This is a genomic window from Archangium sp. (assembly GCF_036388035.1).
In the GTDB taxonomy this organism is placed as follows: Bacteria; Myxococcota; Myxococcia; order Myxococcales; family Myxococcaceae; genus Archangium.
In genome coordinates this window covers 1-1,503 of the sequence record NZ_DASVSO010000955.1, presented here as the reverse complement: position 1 = coordinate 1,503, position 1,503 = coordinate 1, and the positions used below count along the sequence as shown (strand labels likewise).

Sequence of the window (1,503 nt, the reverse complement as noted above, 5' to 3'; positions counted from 1 at the left end):
CTTCTCGCTGGCCTGGGTGAGCGCGTCGAGGAGCTGATCCTCCCGCACCCCGGGCACGTAGTACTCGGCCAGCAGCTCACCGTCGCGAGTCGCGTAGGCCTTCAGCCCCACCCGGTAGCCGCTGAGGAACTGCACCAGCTCGGCGATCATCACCGCGTCGGCCGAGGCGGCCTCGCCCAGGGTGATGCGGCAGGCGGCTTCCAGGCGGTTGCACCCGAGCACCGACTTGCGCTGCGCGGGCGGCAACTGCTGGGACAGCTCCGAGGCGCGGACCACCTGCAGGCCGTCCGTCTTGAGCTGCTCGTAGACGTGCTCCTGTGCGAAGGAGACGATGTGAGAGGGGACGCCCGCGGCCTCGGGCGGGGCGATCAGCACGGTGAGGGTCGCCTCGGCGGACGCGGGCGCCTGGCCGAGCACGACGAGCGTGGCGAGGAGTGGAAGGAACACGATGGCGTCACTTTCCCCTCCTGGCGCGCTCACCGCAAGGTCACGCACTGCCAGTGTCGCCGGGCGGCGACCCCCCGGCGACCAGCCAGGCGGGCTCAGCGACGCGGCTTCTCGGGCATGGGCCGGATGTTCGTCTTCTCCGAGTCGTCCAGCTCGGGCAGCGCGTCATCCTCGTCGTCGGGCACGGGAGGCGGGGGCCGCGCCGGGGGCGAGGCCGGGCGGGCCGGCGGGCGCGCGGGAGCGGCCAGGGCGGGGCGCTGGCCGGTGGAGGGGCCCCCGGGGCGCGGCGGAGGCGAGGCCGGGCGGCCCGGACGCGGCGGGGGGACGCCCCGGCCCTGGGTCTCGTCCCCGTCGGCCAGGAGGTCCGCGGACACCTGCACCTTGGGCTCGTCGGGCGCGCCGAGCCCGTCATCCGCCTCGGAGGCGAAGGGGTTGCGCGTGGGCGGCGGCGTCCGGTCGTCGTCCGGGACGGGCGGGGCCGGGCGGTTGTGGGCCGCCTGGTTGGGCCGGAGGGCGGGGCCGTTGCGCACCGCGGCAGGCGCCTCGGCCGTCTTCGGACGCGCGGGGGCCGGCTCGGGCGAGCGGGACATGGTGGGGAGGTTGGCGGGCACCTGCACCTGCACCGGCGCGGAGGCCGGCGTCGGGGGCTTGTCCCCCCTGGCGTCGTGGGCCTCGTCCTTCAGGCGCTGCTCGAAGGACTGCCACTCCTTCTTGAAGCTCGAGGGATCCGGCTCGCCGCGCTCGCGGTGCTTGAGCGAGGGCGCCCAGCGCACGCTGTAGCTCTCGCCGGCGGCGAAGGAGGGCGGGGCCGGCACGCCGTAGGTGGCCGGGTCGAAGAAGGACTCGTCCAGGTCCGAGAAGCCGTAGGCGCGCGCCCGGGCGACGAAGTTGGGGATGATGCCGGTGGGCGCGTGGTAGCCGAGGATGTGGCCGTCCTCATCCTTCGTCACCGGCGTGAAGACGAAGATGTCCTGGGTGCGGTAGTCGCCCTTCTCGGTGAGGGGGAGCACCTCGGAGAGGGCGATCGTCTTGCGGCTGCCGTCGTGGAGGCGCTCG

General features: G+C 74.7%; 2 pseudogenes. Both read right to left on the bottom strand.

Going from position 1 to position 1,503, the window contains the following annotated elements:
• Positions 1 to 447, bottom strand: a pseudogene (locus tag VF697_RS39505) (hypothetical protein); the annotation flags it as partial.
• 95 nt (positions 448 to 542) lie between these two features.
• A pseudogene (locus tag VF697_RS39500) lies at positions 543 to 1,503 on the bottom strand (CpaF family protein); the annotation flags it as partial.